Below are 16,021 nucleotides of genomic sequence, written 5' to 3' on the forward strand. Positions count from 1 at the left end.
AGCCCGCTAAACGCTGCGCCAGCGGGCACACAGTTCAACCTCTCAGCCGTTTTGCCAGATGCACGGCAACATCTATCCCGCTGCGCTCCAGCGCAATAGATTCTCCGTCCCATGCGGCCTGGCGCGTCAGGCAGGTGAGTACGCCACCGGGCGGCATCTCAATCGCCAGCCTGGCTTCACGCTCATTGGCAGAAACGACCGCCTCCTGCCAGCGAACCGTGCGCGCCATATTCATGGCCAGGTCGTCAGCAATGCGTTCCGGCTGCCACAACACACGCCCGGTACTGCCGCTCAGGTAAGCATGGCGTGGACGAGAAAGCGTGACATGACTGAATGCCTCGCACAGCGTCTGTGCCGGTTGCGCCAGCAGCGCGCAGTGCGACGGGACGCTGACCGCCAGACGGTGAGCTTTGTTCGCCCCTTTATCCAGCGCGCGCTTCGCCACTGCGGCCATGGCCTCATCGCTCCCGGCAATTACAATCTGCGTTTCCGCATTCAGATTGGCAATATAGGTCCCGCTACCTTCAACCAGCGCCTCCACCTGATTCAGCGTCAGCCCCATTATCGCCGTCAGCCCGTAGCCCTGCGGGTACGCCTGCTCCATTAAATCACCGCGCAGTGCTACCAGCTTTAACGCATCGGTAAAGTCGAGCGCACCGGCAACCACCGCCGCCGGATAAGCGCCAATCGATAGGCCACTGACAATATCCGGCGCTACGCCGCGACGCTCTAACTCCCGAGCCCAGGCAACCCCAGCAATCAACAGCGCCAACTGCACCGCCCGAGTGTGTTTCAGCGCTTCTGGCGTATCCAGCGTATCGGCTTCAGCGCCCAACACGTCCCGTGCCTGCGCCAACTCAGTGCCGGGAAGATGACGCAGCATATCGGGATGCTGCGTTCCCTGCCCCGGAAAGGTAAACAGAATTTTCATTTAATCCTCCCTGCTCCACGGGTCGCTCACCAGCAGCGGTCCTCGTGGCGTTTTTAACAGTGCCCGGCCATCGCGCAACCACTCATTAAGAGCAAACGCGCCGTTTGGCGTTTCGACCTGCGTATCGGCGCGGCATAGCCCATCCGTCAGCTGCTGTTGCCATTTCTCCAGCATCCGACGATCGAATGCCTGCGGCGCACGGATAGTGAGATCTAAATCGCTGCTGGCATGAATCACCGGGATCCCGGTGGCCAGCGCATAGCCGGTGCTACCGGTAATCCCCCAACGCCACGGCCACTGCTGCTGTGACAACAATAAAGCCACCTGAACCGGTGGCTGCGAGATAAACGGTGAGCGTAGCAGGACCTGCGGGTCAACCAACGATTCTGGCGAACAGACACGGGTGACAGCATCGGCTTTCGCCCAACCTGCCGCCCGCTGGTCGCGCTTCATTCCACGTACACCAACGGGAATGCGTCCGGCTTCATCAACATCACGCCGCACCACTACCGGCAGACCGGTATGCCAGACATCATCGACCCAGGACTCGGTGGTCCCTTCCAGCGCATCGCGCGCGTTAAGCCAGATTAAGTCGTGTGGGCGTAATGTTGCGGTCATGATTTAGATTCCTGAAGTCAGCGAGATAAACAGCGGCAACGACAGGATACACAGGACTGAGCTCAACAGCAGCACGGCTTCTGCATCCGGCGACTGCACGCCAAAGCGGTTACCGAATACCACACCGAAGAAACCGGCAGACAGTGCAATCATCAAAATGGCGGTAATCGCGACCGAACCGTGCAGGCCGAGAATCAATACGATGCCCCAGGCAATCGCTGGTTGAATCAGCAGCTTGGCGATGGTGGAGGTGATTACCACGGTGTTGATCTGCAGTTTACGCGCAGAGAGAATTACCCCGGTCAGGAACAGCGCAGCCGCAGTGGCGGACAGCCCCAACGGTTTAATCGCCGCCAACACCAGCTCCGGCATTTTGATACCAATCGCGGAGAGGATAACCCCCAGCAGCGGACCCATGACGATCGGTTTCTTAATGGAACGCCACATCAGTACCGGCAGCATGGAAAGGGTAGAACCGGTGTTACCACCGTCGGCACGTGCTTTTTCACGTTCGAGGATCAGCAAGCAGAACGGCGTCATCAACACGGAGCCGCAGGCAATCGACACAGCAACAGACAGTGAGGTTGAAGACGCTTCACCGAGCACACTGCCCAGAATCGGCAGACCCAGCGCCGCATAGTTTGGCAGCGCGACGGTCAGCGTCAACACGGCCGCATCCTGCGGGGATTTATTGAACAGTTTGGTCGCCATAAAGTAGATGGCAGCGTAGGTAATCCACATCGCCAGCGTCAGCACCAGAATCAGCGGTGACTGAGCAACAATACCGGCCCATGGCGTTTGTACCGTCGCGCTGAATAGCGCAGCGGGTAAAGCAAAGTCCATCACGAAGATGTTGAGCAGGGAGACATTTTTGTTGTCCACCATTTTGGCCTTACCGGCCCAGAATCCCAGCAGCATGATGACGAAAATCGGAGCAAGAGCATGAACAATTACGTAAGTCATATTTCACCTGTAATTCAAAAAAGAAAACCACTTCGCCATTCAGCCTGCCTCTGCGTTGGCTGCCTTCGCTTACCTCGGTCACTTACTTGAGTAAGCGCCTAAGGATTCGCTGAGTTGCCGCCTTGATGCCGTCTGAATGACTTTGTGCTTTAGCACTGACGCGATGATTATTATTTTCAGGATGTAGACTGCCTCGCGGGCGCATAATCACGCCCGCGGGGTCGTACATCTGGCAGGTCTCTTTTTACTTACCAGCTTGCTCGCATACGTTCACGTACGAGAGCGGAACTGCGGCGATTGTCGGCACCCAAACGACTTTTCAGCGTTGGGTCCTGACGAGCGTCTTTGATGGCCTGTTGCAGCGTGGTTTTCACCTGCGTCAGATCGTTGGCAGACGGGGCATCCGGGTTGCTGATATCCAGCAGATTTTCCAACAGCCCCAAAGTGGCGTAGTTACTGATGTCATACGCCATCGGAGGAATGGTGGCCGCCAGTTTCTCCAGCGCGTCGACGGTACGCAGCGTGATGCGGGCCGCAGACTCTTTCCCCATCGCGTGGATCAGCACGCCTTTGTCGTTAAACGCAATCAGACGGTTAGCCTGATAGCCGTGTGCCAGAAATGCACCGGACATCGCTTTACCCACAATCAGGCCGATTACCGGGTGACCTGCCAGTCGCGCATTGGCGTAAGCCGCTGCAGCACCGGCCAGCGCCTGGTGAATACCAAAACCTTCTTCACGACGACCGTACGCCTGGCTTGGCACATCAATCACCGCCACAATCGGACGTTTAACCGCTTTGTCTGCGTCAGCTGCAATGGTTTCGCTCACCACTTTTGCCAGCGTCCAACCTTCCAGCAGGCCCACTTCACCTTTAGCGGCGCGTGGGAAATGGTTGTTGGCATCGGGAACGACGGCAATAAAGCGCACCGCTTCACCATTGAGTTCACCGTCAACGGCCTGTACGGATGGGCACAGCCCTGACAGACGTTTAACGTTTGGAGCGAGGGTTTCGAGCCATAATTCGCCACGGCTTATTGAGTTACTCATCATTTCACCTCCCGGGCGAAAAGCGCGTGAATCTGTTCGGTATCCGCTTGTTTACGCGTATCGAAATGGCTTAAACGGTCGAGATACCAGTCATAGTTGTCGGTGCGGTGTTTAGCCGGTACACCTTTCGCCAGCGCATCGTTCATCGCGGCTTTCACCGCATTGACACCGTCGCCCACCAGCGCTTCTACCAGACCGCTTTGGTAGCGAATTTCGCCGCCGGTCATGCTCCAGATAAACGGACGGTCGCGGGAGTCATACTCTTCAATCCCGGCTTCCTGTTCGATAACCTGCGGGCCATTGAGCCCCAGGCGCGCTTCACGGGTAACAATCAGATAGCTACACAGCGCCGCTGCGATAGACATCCCGCCGAAGCAACCGACGGTACCGGCAACGATGCCGACCACCGGGGTGTAACGACGCAAATCAACAATCGCTGCGTGAATATCCGCGATCGCCGCCAGACCGAGGTTGGCCTCTTGCAAACGCACGCCACCAGTTTCCAGGCTCAGAACGGCCTGAGTTGGAATACCGTTGCGGTTATCTTCTGCCGCCAGTTCCAGCGCCGCCGCCATTTTGGCACCGGACACTTCGCCCATGCTGCCGCCCTGGAATGCGCCTTCAATAGCCACAACAACGGCTGGTTTACCGTTGATGGTGCCTTTGGCAACCACCATGCCGTCATCGGCCTGCGGTACGATGCCCTGCGCGCCCAGCCAAGGCGACATCACGCCTTCAAACGGGTCGAGCAGTTCACGGTAGCTGCCTTCATCAAGCAGCGCATGCGCGCGCTGGCGCGCTTTTAATTCGATAAAACTGCGGTCATCACGCATAGCTCACCTCTTCAAAAACCTGTTCGATACGAATGCGTGCCACGCCGGGCGTTGCGCCGAAATCGTGAATCGTCAGTTTCCCGGCCGGCAGGCTGCTGACCGTTTGTAGACGGTTAAGCAGCGCTTCCCAGCGGCTACGGCTGTTATCGACGGAAGTGGTGATATCAATGGTTAACGTCTGGCCCTGGTCGGCGGTGAATAACACCTCCATATCCCCGGAGCCCACAACGCCTGCCAGCGCTTTACCGCTTAAGGTGCGGCTGGCCGGTACGGTTAACGTAATGTGTTCCATAACATCCTCTTAATGCTTTAAATAAGGCGATTCGATGCGATCGAGAAACAGGGTGGCGGCAAGCAAATCCGCAGCGCCGCCCGGCGAAGCGTTCAACGCCAGCATTTGGCTATCGAGCGCCGCCAGCGCCGCCTGACCCGCCGGATGGGCGCTACCGCCTGCGCGAAGCACTGCGCGAGCGCCATCCTGCATGGCATCAAGCCCTTCCAGCCCTGCGCGGGACAGCACACAGGTATCTGTCAGCGAGGTCATGATTGCCATCAGCGCGTCGAGCCTCGCCTGCGTTTCGCTGCTGCCGTTCAACCGGCTTAATCGCAACTGTGGCAGCGCACGCTGCATCACGTGTGGAAACGCCTGCTGCGCCTCTTCGCGCGCGCCCGGCACCTGATAACGGTGGGTGGCGCGGAGCCCTTTGCTGAAAACCTTGGGTGCCGCGGCATCCGGCAGCTTCGCCAGTTCTGCGGCGGTGGCCGCAACCTGCTGCGCGCTGCCCGTGCCGCCGTGCATCGCGACGGCGCTAACCAACAGCCCCAACGCCCAAATAGCACCGCGGTGGGTATTCACGCCGTCAGTGGCGGCCATCATCTGTTTCTCGCCTTCACGGCCGAGTCGCCCTACGGTTTGTCTGAGCGCAATGTCCGCTGGACGTTGCCAGCTTTGCTGCGCCAGCGCCTGAAACGTGGAGGTCAGGCTGTGCGCCGAGCGCTCCATGAGCGCCAGAGTAAGATCGTGGTGCGCGCCGTTCCCCCGACTGTCCACCAGACCCGGTTTTGGGCTTAATCGTGCTTCGTCAATCAGACATTGCGTGGCGGTTCGCGCCAGCCATTCGGCACCGCCTTCAACATGAATCTGGGGCAGAAGTTTCATTACCAGCTCCGGAATTTCGCAGGTGGGTTGTAAAGACCGCCGGACCATTCAACCAGGTCAGACACGCTACCGGCCGCCAGCAGAGAACGGGTGGCGTCGGTACGACGAATGCCCATATCTTCTGGATAAACAACCTTGCCGCTCTGGCGCAGCGCGGCGACACGTTTAGCGTCAACGCCCAGACCAATGTCGGTAATCCCGGCAACCGCAGCGACCATCGCACGGCGTTCTTCCAGGCTTTCCGCACGATAGAGGTACGCAATCCCCTCTTCGGTCAGCACGTGGGTCACGTCGTCGCCATAGATCATGACGGGAGCTAATGGCATACCGGAGCTTTTGGCCACTTCAACGGCATCGAGTTTTTCGACGAATGTTGGTTTCACGCCGGCCTGGAAGGTTTCGACCATCTGTACAACGAGTTTTTTACCGCGCTGCATAGGGTCAGGCTCGGTAATCATGTTCAGCCAGGCAGGTGTTGCATGACGACGACCATGCGGGTCGTGCCCCATGTTTGGCGCGCCGCCGAAACCAGAAAGACGACCACGGGTTACCGTTGAGGAGTTGGCATAGCCATCGACCTGCAAGGTGGAACCAATGAACATATCCACCGCGTACTGGCCTGCCAGCTGGCAGAACGCACGGTTAGAACGCATGGAACCATCGGCACCGGTAAAGAAGATGTCTGGACGGGCACGGATATACTCTTCCATCCCCAGCTCACCGCCGAAGCAGTGCACGCTTTCCACCCAGCCGCTTTCAATCGCCGGAATCAGCGTTGGATGCGGGTTCAGGGTCCAGTGTTTACAGATTTTGCCTTTCAGACCAAGCTGTTCGCCGTAGGTTGGCAGCAGCAGTTCAATCGCTGCGGTGTTAAAACCGATACCGTGGTTGAGCGACTGTACCTGGTGTTCCGCGTAGATCCCTTTAATGGCCATCATCGCCATCAGGATATGCTCCTGTTTGATCAGGCGCGGGTCGCGGGTAAACAGCGGTTCGATAAAGAACGGTTTGTCGGCCACAACCACGTAGTCAATCCACGAACCCGGGATATCGACGCGCGGCAGATCGCATTCATCGTCCACCAGTTCATTAACCTGGGCGATGACGATACCGTCATGGAATGCGGCGGCTTCCACCAGCGCCGGAGTATCTTCGGTACTTGCGCCGGTATAGAGGTTGCCTTTACGGTCAGCTTTAAAGCCGGCAATCAGCGCCACGTTTGGCGAGAGATCGACATATAGACGGGAGTAAAGCTCGATATAGGTGTGAATGGCGCCGATTTCCAGCAGACCATCTTCCAGCAGCTGCGAAATACGCAGGCTCTGGGTACCAGAGAATGAGAAATCCAGCTTGCGAGCGATACCTTTTTCAAAGATATCCAGATGTTCGCTACGCCCGACGCTTGGCATAATCATGTGCAGGTCATGCACAATCTGTGGGTTAACCTCAGCCAGCATACGAGACAGGAAATCTGCCTGCTTTTGGTTATTCCCTTCTAATACCACGCGGTCACCCGGCGCGATCAGTTTTTCCAGCATCGCGGTCAGGTCTGCGGTCGGCAGAACCTTGCCCTGCACCGGAATGGAAGCCAGACGTCGCTGTTTTTCAGTGCGACGTGTGTTCCAGACGCGTGCTGGTGTTTGCCCAGATAACATTATTAACCTCCTGATTCAGCTAATCATTTTGATTGCTTAACACTGGAAAGAGTGTGCACCCTGGTGAGAAAGTCATCAATTAAGCGTAGGCGTGAATCATTAGCTTGAGAGTAATAATTGAAGTAACAATTTGTGATTAGGATCAGATTACGCAGGGGCAAAAAAGGCTACTGGTGCCTCATTTTCATAAACACGATGGCAAAGTGGCGGTATAGTAGGCGCCAGATTTTAAGTAGACATCGCCGAGTTATGACTGAAACAACCCACCACGACCTCAATATCGACACCTCAAGCAGCGCGGACTTCGTGCCAATGCGCGGCGTCAGCAATCGTCATCTCCAGACGATGCTGCCACGTCTTATCCGCCGCAAGCTGCAATTCACACCATGCTGGCAGCGCCTTGAACTGCCGGACGGTGATTTTGTCGATTTAGCGTGGAGTGAAGATCCCGAGGGCGCACGTCACAAACCGCGACTGGTGGTGTTTCATGGTCTCGAAGGTAGCCTGTACAGCCCTTACGCTCACGGCCTGATTAACGCCGCCAAACAGCAGGGCTGGCTGGGCGTAGTGATGCATTTCCGTGGCTGTAGCGGTGAGCCAAACCGCCTGAACCGAATTTATCATTCCGGTGAAACAGAAGACGGCAGCTGGTTCTTGCACTGGCTGGCTCGTGAATTCGGCCCCGCGCCAACCGCGGCTGTCGGCTACTCGCTGGGCGGCAATATGCTGGCCTGTCTGCTGGCAAAAGAAGGTGATGAAGTCCCGATTGATGCGGCAGTGATTGTCTCCGCGCCATTTATGCTCGAAGCATGTAGCTACCACATGGATAAAGGCTTCTCACGCGTTTACCAGCGCTACCTGCTGAATCTGCTCAAAGGCAACGCATCGCGTAAACTGAAGGCCTATCCCGGTTCGCTGCCGGTCGACTTGCGTCAGTTGAAAAGCATGCGCCGGATCCGCGAGTTTGATGATTCTATCACCTCGAAGATCCACGGTTTTGCCGATGCTATCGACTACTACCGCCAGTGCAGCGCGATGCCAACGCTCAGCAAAATTACCAAGCCGACGCTTATCATCCACTCGAAGGACGATCCCTTTATGGATCATCACTCCATTCCGGCTCAGGAAGAGCTGCCGGATAACGTCGAGTACCAGTTAACCGAGCACGGCGGTCACGTCGGCTTTATCGGCGGCACCCTTCGTCATCCGGAAATGTGGCTGGAAAAACGCATTCCCAGCTGGCTGATGACCTGGCTTGGAGCAAAAGGATGATCATTCCCTGGCAGGACCTCGACCCTGAAACGCTGGATAGACTGATTGAAAGCTTTGTCTTGCGCGAAGGCACTGATTATGGTGAATATGAACGTTCACTTGCGCAAAAGGTCGCCGACGTAAAACAGCAGCTACAAACAGGCGAAGCGGTGCTGGTTTGGTCCGAGCTTCACGAGACCGTCAACATCATGCCCCGTAACCAATTTCGCGGTTAACTATACTTACCGGAAGCCCACCCCGCTTCCGGTAGCCTGTTCAGGGAGTTATTCGCATGTCTGCCAAACATCCAGTTATTGCCGTCACCGGCTCCAGCGGAGCGGGAACCACTACCACCAGCCTCGCGTTCCGTAAAATTTTCGGCCAGCTCAATCTGCGAGCCGCCGAAGTGGAAGGCGACAGCTTCCATCGCTATACCCGCCCAGAAATGGATATGGCGATTCGTAAGGCCCGCGATCTGGGCCGTCATATCAGCTACTTCGGCCCGGATGCCAACGACTTTGGTCTGCTGGAACAAACCTTCCGCGACTACGGCGTGAACGGTAAAGGGCAATCGCGCAAGTATCTGCACACTTACGATGAAGCGGTGCCGTGGAATCAGGTACCGGGAACATTTACGCCCTGGCAGCCGCTGCCAGAACCGACTGATGTTTTGTTCTACGAAGGGCTACATGGCGGCGTCGTCACACCGCAGCACGACGTCGCACGTCACGTCGATCTGCTGGTTGGCGTGGTGCCTATCGTTAACCTCGAATGGATCCAGAAGATGATCCGTGACACCGGCGAACGCGGGCATTCGCGCGAAGCAGTGATGGATTCTGTCGTACGTTCCATGGAAGATTACATTAACTTCATCACGCCGCAGTTCTCCCGTACTCATATCAACTTCCAGCGCGTGCCCACCGTCGATACCTCAAACCCGTTCGCAGCCAAAAGCATCCCATCACTTGATGAAAGCTTTGTGGTGATTCATTTCCGTAATCTGGAAGGGATCGACTACCCGTGGCTGCTAGCCATGCTGCAGGGATCGTTTATTTCGCATATGAACACGCTGGTCGTGCCGGGCGGCAAGATGGGGCTGGCGATGGAGCTTATCATGACGCCGCTGGTGCAGCGTCTGATGGAAGGCCGAAGCTAACGTTGAGGGGATTACCCCTCAATCACTTCGTATGAATGGGTGATATTGACCGCTTTCTCCAGCATCAGTGCCACGGAGCAGTATTTCTCAGCAGAAAGGTCAACCGCACGCGATACCGCCGCATCTTTGAGCTCTTTACCGGTCACGATAAAGTGCAGGTTAATATGGGTAAACAGGCGCGGCGCCTCTTCACGACGTTCAGAAGTCAGTTTCACTTCGCAGTCGGTCACGTTGTAGCGGCCTTTTTGCAGGATAGATACCACGTCAATCGCACTACATCCCCCCGCAGCCATGAGCACGACTTCCATAGGACTTGGCGCTTTATCGCCAGAGTTGCCGTCCATCAAAATCTGATGTCCTGAAGCGGACTCACCAAGGAAGGTTAAGCCTTCAACCCATTTCACACGTGCTTGCATAATATTTAACTCCCAGGTTGCAATTTTCTTCTCAGATTACGCGCACATAACAAATCTCGCAACGGAAGGCGATCGGCGTCATGCTGAAGCGAGACACCAGGAGACACGCGGCTAAAGCTATGCTAAAACAGTCAGGATGCTACGGTAATACATAAACGTACTGCATGTATGCAGAGGACATCACATTACAGGCTGCGGCACGATTCGACAGCCGACTTCCCAGGTAACGGGAAGGATACTATTGCAACCAGTGGCTGCAAGGTTTTGCCGCTGGAAAGAGCTTATAACAGAGGATAACCGCGCATGGTGCTTGGCAAACCGCAAACAGACCCGACTCTCGAATGGTTCTTGTCTCATTGCCATATTCATAAGTACCCATCGAAGAGCACGCTGATTCACCAGGGTGAAAAGGCAGAGACGCTGTATTACATCGTGAAAGGCTCAGTGGCAGTACTCATCAAGGATGAAGAAGGTAAAGAGATGATCCTCTCTTACCTCAACCAGGGCGATTTTATCGGCGAGTTAGGCCTGTTTGAAGAAGGCCAGGAACGCAGCGCATGGGTACGAGCAAAAACCGCTTGTGAAGTTGCTGAAATCTCTTATAAAAAATTCCGTCAGCTGATTCAGGTTAACCCAGACATCCTGATGCGTCTCTCTTCGCAAATGGCGCGTCGTCTGCAAATCACCTCTGAAAAAGTTGGCAACCTGGCATTCCTGGACGTGACCGGACGTATCGCCCAGACCCTGCTGAACCTGGCGAAACAGCCGGATGCCATGACCCACCCAGACGGTATGCAGATCAAAATCACCCGTCAGGAAATCGGTCAGATCGTCGGTTGTTCCCGCGAAACCGTGGGCCGTATTCTGAAAATGCTGGAAGATCAAAACCTGATCTCCGCGCACGGCAAAACGATTGTCGTTTACGGTACCCGCTGATCCAGCCTAAACGGCATATTGTGCATAACAATATGCCGTTTTTATTTGTTCCCCTATGTGGCGCAGGCTGATTTACCATCCGGAAGTCAACTATGCACTGCGGCAAACGCTGGTGTTATGTTTGCCGGTCGCCATCGGCCTGATGTTCGGCCATCTTCAGCAAGGTCTCCTGTTTTCACTGGTTCCCGCCTGCTGCAATATTGCCGGTCTTGATACCCCGCATAAGCGTTTCTTCAAACGTCTGACCATCGGCGGCTGCCTGTTTGCCGGCTGTAGTCTTGCCGTCCAGCTTCTGCTTGAACACGAAATCCCATTGCCGCTAATACTCACGGGGCTGGCACTCATTCTCGGCGTCACGGCAGAGATCAGCGCCCTACATGGGCGGCTGCTTCCGGCCTCGCTTATCGCCTCCATTTTCACCCTCAGCCTTGCTGGCAATATGCCTATCTGGCAGCCGCTGCTGCTCTATGCGCTGGGGACGCTGTGGTACGGTTTATTCAACTGGTGGTGGTTCTGGATGTGGCGAGAGCAGCCGCTGCGCGAATCGTTGAGCCTGCTCTATCGTCAGCTCGCCGACTATTGCGAGGCCAAATACAGCCTGCTGACTCAACACACTGATCCCAGCACCGCCCTGCCTCCGCTGTTGAATCGCCAGCAGAAGGTGGTGGATTTAATCTCCCAGTGCTATCAGCAGCTGCATATGCTGGCAGCCAATCAGCACAACGATTACAAACGCCTGCTGCGCGCGTTCCAGATTGGGTTGGATTTACAAGAGCACATCTCCGTCAGCCTGCACCAGCCGGAAGAAGTGCAAAAGCTGGTAGAGCGCAGTCATGCCGAAGCGGTGATCCGCTGGAATGCACAAACCGTCGCAGCCCGTCTGCGCGTGCTGGCCGACGATATTCTCTATCATCGCTATCCCAGCCGCTTCACCATGGAAAAGCAAATTGGGGCGCTGGAAAAAATCGCCCACCAGCATCCGGATAATCCTGTCGGTCAGTTCTGCGCCTGGCACTTCAGCCGCATTGCCAAAGTGCTCCGCGGCCAGCGTCCACTGTATCCGCGCAACCTGATGGCTGACAAAGAGCGTCGCCTGCCGCTGTTCCCAGCGCTGAAAAGCTATCTGTCGCTGAAATCCCCAGCCCTGCGTAACGCCGCACGGCTGAGCGTGATGCTGAGCATTGCCAGCTTGATGGGTACGGCGCTGCATTTACCCAAACCGTACTGGATCCTGATGACGGTACTGCTGGTGACGCAAAACGGCTATGGAGCAACCCGCGTGCGTATTTTTCATCGAGCGGCGGGAACGCTGGCAGGCCTCGTCATCGCTGCCTTCGCCCTACACTTCCATGCGCCGCAGGGGCTGGCGCTCTCCGGGATGCTGATCATTACTCTCGGCAGCTACTTGATCATCCGCCGCAGCTACGGCTGGGCGACGGTTGGTTTCACCGTCACCGCGGTATATACCCTGCAAATTCTGACGCTCAACGGTGAGCAATTTATTGTTGCCCGCTTTATCGACACCATCATCGGCTGCCTGATTGCTTTCGGCGGCATGCTCTGGCTGTGGCCACAGTGGCAAAGCGGCCAGCTGCGGCAAAACGCCCAGGCCGCGCTGGAGGCCGATCAGGAAGCTATCCGTCTTATCTTAAGCCCCGACCCGCAGGCGCCAAAGCTTGCGTATCTGCGTATGCGCGTCAACCAGGCACACAACACGCTGTTTAACACGCTCAACCAAGCGATGCAGGAGCCGGGCTTTAACTCACGCTATCTGGAAGACATGAAGCTATGGGTCACCCACAGCCAGTTTATCGTCGAGCATATCAACGCCATGACCACGCTGGCGCGCGAACATGAGATGTTGACGCCCAATCTGGCGCAACAGTATCTGGAGTCATGTGAAATTGCGCTGCAGCGCTGTCAGCAACGGCTGGAGTACGATGAGGCGGGAAGCAGCGGCGAGGTTAATATCATGGAAGCGCCGGATGCGCTGTCCCACGGGCCGTTAAGCACCATGGAACAGCATCTTCAGCGTATTCTGGGGCATCTGAACACCATGCACACCATCTCGTCGGTGGCCTGGCGACAGCGCCCACGGCACGGCGGCTGGTTAAAACGACGGGCTAGCTAACGATCTTCGCCACGGCTTGGGCGAAACGCTGCATACCTTCGTCAATATCGACCTCTTCCACCACCAGCGACGGCGCAAAACGCATCACGTCTGGTCCGGCGTTCAGCACCATCACACCGACATCTGCCGCCGCGTTGAGGAAATCACGCGCCCGACCTTTGTACTTCGCATTCAATTCTGCGCCGATCAACAGGCCCATACCACGTACATCGCTGAAGACATCGTACTTCGCGTTAATCTGCTGCAGGTGCTGCACAAAGCGTTCACGTTTCGCATTCACCCCATTCAGCACTTCCGGAGTGTTAATAATGTCGAAGGCTGCACCAGCGACGGCGCAGGCCAGCGGATTACCGCCGTAGGTTGAGCCATGCGAACCAACATGGAACGCGCTGGCAATCTCTTCAGTCGTGAGCATCGCACTCACCGGGAAACCACCGCCAAGCGCTTTCGCGCTGGTCAGAATGTCTGGCGTTACGCCGTAGTGCATATAGGCAAACAGAGAACCGGTACGGCCCATGCCGCTTTGCACTTCATCAAACACCAGCAGCGCCTGATGCTTATCGCACAGCGCGCGCAGGCCTTGAAGAAATTCAGGCGTCGCTGCCAGCACACCGCCTTCGCCCTGAATGGGCTCCACTACGATGGCGCAGGTGTGATCGTCCATCACCGCTTCGACTGCATGCAGATCGTTAAACGGAACGTGGATAATGTCGGCCGGTTTTGGACCAAAACCATCAGAATATTTCGGCTGGCCACCCACAGAGACGGTAAACAGCGAGCGTCCATGGAAAGCGTTGTGGAAGGCGATGATCTTGGTTTTATACGGGCTATGACGAGTTGAAGCATAGTAGCGCGCCAGCTTAAACGCGGTTTCGTTCGCTTCGGTGCCAGAGTTCATAAACACCACGCGCTCGGCAAAAGTAGCATCCACCAGCTTTTGCCCCAAACGCAGCGCAGGCTCGTTGGTAAACACGTTACTGGTGTGCCACAGCGTTTCGCCCTGGCTTTTCAGCGCCTCAACCAGCGCCGGATGACAGTGACCCAGCGCCGTCACCGCAATACCGCCCGCAAAATCGACGTACTCTCTGCCTTGCTGATCCCACACGCGGCTGCCTTTGCCCTTCACCGGAATAAATTCCGCCGGTGCATAGATTGGCAAAATGACCTGATCGAAGGTCGCGCGAGTGATTGCAGGTTGTTTGGTTATCATGTCATGCCCTTCTTCAAACGATGCAGCAATGATTGTGAAATTATATCCACAAAATATGCATAAAAAATCACATCATAGCAACTACTATCGGTTGAGAAAGTTGGCCAGCAGTTCATGTCCCTGTTCGCTGAGGATGCTCTCTGGGTGGAATTGCACCCCTTCCAGATCCCACTCTCGATGACGGATCCCCATGATTTCGCCCGCTTCGCTGCGTGCGGTGACGTCAAAGCAATCGGCGAGGGTAGCCGGATCAATTAACAAAGAATGATAGCGAGTGACGGTCAGCGGATTATTCAAACCGCGAAACACGCCCTGCTGCTGATGGATAATCGGTGAGGTTTTGCCATGCATCACTTTTTCCGCACGTACAATACGCGCGCCAAATGCCTGAGCGATAGCCTGGTGACCTAAGCAGACGCCGAGCAGCGGTACTTTACCCGCATAGTGGCGAATCACATCGAGGGAGATACCGGCGTCATCCGGCGTGCAAGGACCTGGGGAAATAACGATTTTGTCCGGCGCGAGCTGAGCGATGTCATCAAGGGTGATGTCGTCGTTACGCTTAACCGTCACGCTGGCCCCGAGTTCACAGAAGTATTGGTAGAGGTTCCAGGTAAAAGAATCGTAGTTATCAATCAGCAGGATCATGGCGGCTCCGGTCGTTTATGCTCTAAATAATTCGAGTTGCGGGAAGGCGGCAAGTGAGGGAATCCCGATGAGCTTACTCAAGTCAGTGATTCGGGTGAACGAGCGCAGCCAACGTACATGCAACTTGAAGTATGACGAGTATATCTGCCGCCATTCTAACGGGTGCTTACTGCTTTAGCGATACGGGCGGCAGCCTCATGCCGATGCCGCCCCGTCGCATTTACGGCAGAACTTTTGCCGACAAGATGACGATAGGTTTAGTTGGCACGTTCTGGTACGGCCCAACGTTGTGGCTCGCGACCTGGGAAATCTTATCCGCCACGTCCATGCCTTTCACCACCTTACCGAATACGGCATAGCCAAAGTCACGCTGGCCGTGATCCAGGAAGGCGTTATCCGCTACGTTGATGAAGAACTGGCTGGTTGCGCTATCTTTATCAGCAGTACGTGCCATAGCGATAGTGCCGCGGGTGTTGCGCAGACCGTTGTCAGCTTCGTTTTTAATCGGTGGATTTGGCTGCTTCTGCTGCATCTGCTCGTTAAAGCCGCCGCCCTGAACCATAAAGCCCGGGATCACGCGGTGGAAGGTGGTGTTGTTGTAGAAACCGCTGTTGACGTATTTCAGGAAGTTATCAACCGAAACTGGCGCTTTCTGGCTATCCAGCTGCAGCTCGATGTTGCCGGCTGAAGTGGTCAGCAGCACGTGCGGATTATTGGTCGCCGCGAGCGCCGCAGGCGCCATAGAGGAAAGAGCAAAAACAGCCGCCACGGCCGCCAGAGTTGATTTGAGCATGAGAATTCCTTTAACGAGTGCAGTAGTGAAAGCAAGTGGCTTGATTCTAAAGAGGCTTAGCCCCACAGGCCAGTGCTTTACTAAAGTTTACGTGGATGTAACGCTCATAATGATCAGGGTAAGAAATGATGAATCCAATTTTGTGATCTTGATCACATTGGAATGTGTAATGCGCCAACGTTTGCGTAATAAAACTATGAATACATCACTACAGTGAATAAAATCTGCACGCTCAGCGCAGAGTCAATGCGTTTTACACAACTATTCACAGG

The 16,021-nt window shown here is 55.7% G+C and carries 17 protein-coding genes; 5 read left to right on the forward strand and 12 right to left on the reverse strand.

All coding sequences use genetic code 11. The features are described 5' to 3' along the window. Positions 1-34 precede the first annotated feature (34 nt). The 8 genes from mdcH to mdcA all read right to left on the reverse strand — a co-directional run bounded on the left by mdcH (position 35) and on the right by mdcA (position 7,208). Positions 35-931, reverse strand: a complete 897-nt coding sequence (gene mdcH, locus KP80_RS23055) for a malonate decarboxylase subunit epsilon (RefSeq protein WP_052282795.1) — start codon at positions 929-931, stop codon at positions 35-37. Further along, the gene (locus KP80_RS23060; RefSeq protein ID WP_052282796.1) at positions 932-1,549 is read right to left on the reverse strand and encodes a malonate decarboxylase holo-ACP synthase; all 618 of its coding nucleotides are present in this window, start codon (positions 1,547-1,549) and stop codon (positions 932-934) included. A gap of 3 nt (positions 1,550-1,552) precedes the next feature. After that, on the reverse strand, positions 1,553-2,512 hold the full coding sequence (locus KP80_RS06570; protein WP_052282797.1) for an AEC family transporter: 960 nt from the start codon (positions 2,510-2,512) through the stop codon (positions 1,553-1,555). Between the two features lie 248 nt (positions 2,513-2,760). After that, complete coding sequence (gene mdcE, locus KP80_RS06575; RefSeq protein ID WP_052282798.1) at positions 2,761-3,561, reverse strand: biotin-independent malonate decarboxylase subunit gamma; 801 nt, start codon at positions 3,559-3,561, stop codon at positions 2,761-2,763. Beyond that, positions 3,561-4,394 (reverse strand): biotin-independent malonate decarboxylase subunit beta, encoded by an 834-nt coding sequence (locus KP80_RS06580; protein ID WP_052282799.1) that lies wholly within the window; start codon positions 4,392-4,394, stop codon positions 3,561-3,563. Before KP80_RS06580 ends, mdcE begins: the two co-directional genes overlap by 1 nt. Beyond that, complete coding sequence (gene mdcC, locus KP80_RS06585; RefSeq protein ID WP_052282800.1) at positions 4,387-4,686, reverse strand: malonate decarboxylase acyl carrier protein; 300 nt, start codon at positions 4,684-4,686, stop codon at positions 4,387-4,389. The genes KP80_RS06580 and mdcC overlap by 8 nt, the downstream gene beginning before the upstream one ends. Before the next feature lie 9 nt (positions 4,687-4,695). Further along, positions 4,696-5,553, reverse strand: a complete 858-nt coding sequence (locus KP80_RS06590) for a triphosphoribosyl-dephospho-CoA synthase (RefSeq protein ID WP_052282801.1) — start codon at positions 5,551-5,553, stop codon at positions 4,696-4,698. Beyond that, entirely contained in the window at positions 5,553-7,208 is a 1,656-nt protein-coding gene (mdcA, locus tag KP80_RS06595) for a malonate decarboxylase subunit alpha (protein WP_052282802.1), read from the reverse strand. Before mdcA ends, KP80_RS06590 begins: the two co-directional genes overlap by 1 nt. Positions 7,209-7,457: 249 nt before the next feature. Between mdcA and KP80_RS06600 the strand changes: the two genes are divergently transcribed. From KP80_RS06600 to KP80_RS06610, 3 genes are read left to right on the forward strand one after another with little or no spacing between them, the layout of a single operon-like run. After that, positions 7,458-8,480 carry a hydrolase gene (locus KP80_RS06600; RefSeq protein ID WP_052282803.1) on the forward strand — a complete coding sequence of 341 codons (1,023 nt, stop codon included), beginning with the start codon at positions 7,458-7,460 and terminating at the stop codon, positions 8,478-8,480. Continuing rightward, the gene (locus KP80_RS06605; protein ID WP_052282804.1) at positions 8,477-8,695 is read left to right on the forward strand and encodes a YheU family protein; all 219 of its coding nucleotides are present in this window, start codon (positions 8,477-8,479) and stop codon (positions 8,693-8,695) included. The genes KP80_RS06600 and KP80_RS06605 overlap by 4 nt, the downstream gene beginning before the upstream one ends. Positions 8,696-8,751: 56 nt before the next feature. Beyond that, positions 8,752-9,615, forward strand: a complete 864-nt coding sequence (locus tag KP80_RS06610; RefSeq protein ID WP_052282805.1) for a phosphoribulokinase — start codon at positions 8,752-8,754, stop codon at positions 9,613-9,615. 11 nt (positions 9,616-9,626) lie between these two features. On the opposite strand, the gene KP80_RS06615 is transcribed toward KP80_RS06610, so the two are convergent. Next, a complete protein-coding gene (locus KP80_RS06615; protein ID WP_052282806.1) occupies positions 9,627-10,031 on the reverse strand; it encodes an OsmC family protein in 405 nt (134 codons plus the stop codon). 303 nt (positions 10,032-10,334) lie between these two features. Between KP80_RS06615 and crp the strand changes: the two genes are divergently transcribed. Together crp and KP80_RS06625 are read left to right on the forward strand one after the other, a co-directional pair. Then, positions 10,335-10,967 carry a cAMP-activated global transcriptional regulator CRP gene (gene crp, locus KP80_RS06620; RefSeq protein WP_039332728.1) on the forward strand — a complete coding sequence of 211 codons (633 nt, stop codon included), beginning with the start codon at positions 10,335-10,337 and terminating at the stop codon, positions 10,965-10,967. A gap of 55 nt (positions 10,968-11,022) precedes the next feature. Beyond that, positions 11,023-13,098, forward strand: a complete 2,076-nt coding sequence (locus KP80_RS06625) for a YccS/YhfK family putative transporter (RefSeq protein ID WP_052282807.1) — start codon at positions 11,023-11,025, stop codon at positions 13,096-13,098. On the opposite strand, the gene argD is transcribed toward KP80_RS06625, so the two are convergent. The 3 genes from argD to ppiA all read right to left on the reverse strand — a co-directional run bounded on the left by argD (position 13,091) and on the right by ppiA (position 15,749). Next, on the reverse strand, positions 13,091-14,308 hold the full coding sequence (gene argD, locus KP80_RS06630; RefSeq protein WP_052282808.1) for a bifunctional acetylornithine/succinyldiaminopimelate transaminase: 1,218 nt from the start codon (positions 14,306-14,308) through the stop codon (positions 13,091-13,093). The genes KP80_RS06625 and argD overlap by 8 nt on opposite strands. Positions 14,309-14,392: 84 nt before the next feature. Continuing rightward, positions 14,393-14,956: an aminodeoxychorismate synthase component 2 gene (pabA, locus tag KP80_RS06635; protein WP_052282809.1), complete on the reverse strand. Its 564-nt coding sequence runs from the start codon at positions 14,954-14,956 to the stop codon at positions 14,393-14,395. A gap of 220 nt (positions 14,957-15,176) precedes the next feature. Then, entirely contained in the window at positions 15,177-15,749 is a 573-nt protein-coding gene (gene ppiA, locus KP80_RS06640; RefSeq protein ID WP_052282810.1) for a peptidylprolyl isomerase A, read from the reverse strand. Positions 15,750-16,021 lie beyond the last annotated feature (272 nt).

The sequence above is a fragment of the Kluyvera genomosp. 1 genome (assembly GCF_001266615.1).
Classification (GTDB): domain Bacteria; phylum Pseudomonadota; class Gammaproteobacteria; order Enterobacterales; family Enterobacteriaceae; genus Kluyvera; species Kluyvera cryocrescens_A.